The sequence below is a fragment of the Promicromonospora kroppenstedtii DSM 19349 genome (assembly GCF_000515355.1).
In the GTDB taxonomy this organism is placed as follows: domain Bacteria; phylum Actinomycetota; class Actinomycetes; order Actinomycetales; family Cellulomonadaceae; genus Promicromonospora; species Promicromonospora kroppenstedtii.
Genome location: NZ_KI911638.1, coordinates 1 through 2,043, shown reverse-complemented (window position 1 = coordinate 2,043; position 2,043 = coordinate 1). Strand labels below are relative to the sequence as shown.

The following is a 2,043-nucleotide window of genomic DNA, read 5'->3' as shown; positions in this document are numbered from 1 at the left end:
CCGGTTCGACCCCCGCCGCGACGAGCTGATCGCGCAGCGCCAGCTGCGCCGGCAGGACATCGCGGACGGCGCCGACCCCGACTTCCGGGCCTCCACCCGGCCGGTGCGGGACGACCCGCACTGGCGGGTCGCCGGGTCGCGCAACGCGCCCGGACTGGAGGACCGGCGCGTCGAGATCACGGGTCCCACCGACCCGAAGATGACGATCAACGCACTCAACTCCGGGGCCCGGTGCTGGCTGGCCGACGCCGAGGACGCGTCCAGCCCCACGTGGCCCAACGTGATCGAGGGCCAGCTGGCGCTGCACGACGCGATCCGCGGCACGCTCGCCTTCACCAACGAGGCGGGCAAGGAGTACACGCTGCGCTCGCCGGACATCGCGGACCTGCCGACCATCGTGTTCCGGCCCCGCGGCTGGCACCTCGACGAGGCGCACCTGCGCTACACGGACGCGAACGGCATCACGTCGAGCGCGCTCGGCAGCCTGGTGGACTTCGGCCTGTACTTCTTCCACAACGCCGCCGAGCTCGTCGCGCGCGGCCGCGGACCGTACTTCTACCTACCCAAGCTGGAGGGCTACCGGGAGGCGCGGCTGTGGAACGAGGTGTTCGAGGTGGCGCAGGACGCCCTCGGCATCCCGCGCGGGACCGTGCGCGCCACGGTGCTCATCGAGACGCTGCCCGCGGCGTTCGAGATGGAGGAGATCCTCTACGAGCTGCGCGACCACTGCGCCGGGCTGAACGCCGGCCGCTGGGACTACCTGTTCTCGGTGATCAAGTGCTTCCGCACCCGCGGGGAGTCGTACGTGCTGCCGGACCGCGCGCAGGTGACCATGACGGCGCCGTTCATGCGGGCCTACACCGAGCTGCTCGTGGCGACCTGCCACAAGCGCGGGGCGCACGCGATCGGCGGCATGAGCGCGTTCATCCCGGACCGCCGCGACCCGGAGGTCACCGAGACCGCGTTCGCCAAGGTCAGCGCCGACAAGCGGCGCGAGGCCGGCGACGGCTTCGACGGCACCTGGGTGGCCCACCCCGACCTCATCCCGGTGGCCCGGGCCGAGTTCGACGCCGTGCTCGGCGACGCGCCGAACCAGGTCTCCCGCCTGCGCGACGACGTCGTGGTGGGGCAGCACGACCTGCTCGACGTCGCCTCAGCGCGCCGCTCCGGGGCGACCGTGACCTCGGCCGGCCTGCGGTCGAACGTCTCGGTGGCCGTGCGCTACCTCGACGCGTGGCTCCGCGGTACCGGAGCCGCCGCGCTGGACAGCCTCATGGAGGACGCCGCCACCGCGGAGATCTCGCGGTCGCAGGTGTGGCAGTGGATCGCGTCGGGCACCCTGACCGACGACGACCAGCAGCCCGTGACCCGCGAGCGCGTCGAGGCGATCCTGCTCGACGTCGTGGCGTCGCTGCCCCACGGCCACGGCAACCGGATCGACGACGCGGCGGAGATCTTCCGCGCCGTCGCCCTCGAGGACGACTTCCCGGCGTTCCTCACGAATCCCGCGTACCAGGGGTACCTGGTGGGCTCGGCGGTCGACCGGCCGTAAGGCCCCGATCACCGCCCACCGGCCATCAGGCTGGGACGCCCCGCTGTCGGGGCGTCCCTTCCACCGCCCGACGCCGCGCCCGGTCGCCGCTCTCTCGGCGCCCCGCCACCCCCGGGGCGCGACCGGCGCGGCGTCGGGCTCCTGTGCGTGGGCCCAAGCCCTCGTCCGGGCGGCAAGCGCGACATTCCGGTTGTTGAATGCGCCGTCAGTACCGCTACCCTGGGCGTTCTTGGACGGACGGCACCGGGGCCACATCAGCGCCGATGCCCAGACCGGTCGGCGGGCGGACGCGGTCCGCGACAGCCGATGTCATACGCAAGGGGGCGTTGACCAGTGACGGACGAGCCGAACGGTGCGAGGCTTGGCGAGACCAGCGATCCAGGGTCGGCGAGCGGTCGTGGCACCGCGATCGGCGCCGCCTTCTTCCGCGATCGCGGCCGGGCCGCGCGCCGCACCCTGACCGGCCGCCGGGCGCGCAACGCGTGGACCGG

At 73.4% G+C, this 2,043-nt stretch carries 1 protein-coding gene; it reads left to right on the top strand.

Annotated elements, in window-relative coordinates; genetic code table 11:
- A partial coding sequence (gene aceB / locus PROKR_RS07450; RefSeq protein ID WP_036961428.1) for a malate synthase A occupies positions 1–1,552 on the top strand: 1,552 nt, incomplete at its 5' end.
- Positions 1,553–2,043: the final 491 nt, after the last annotated feature.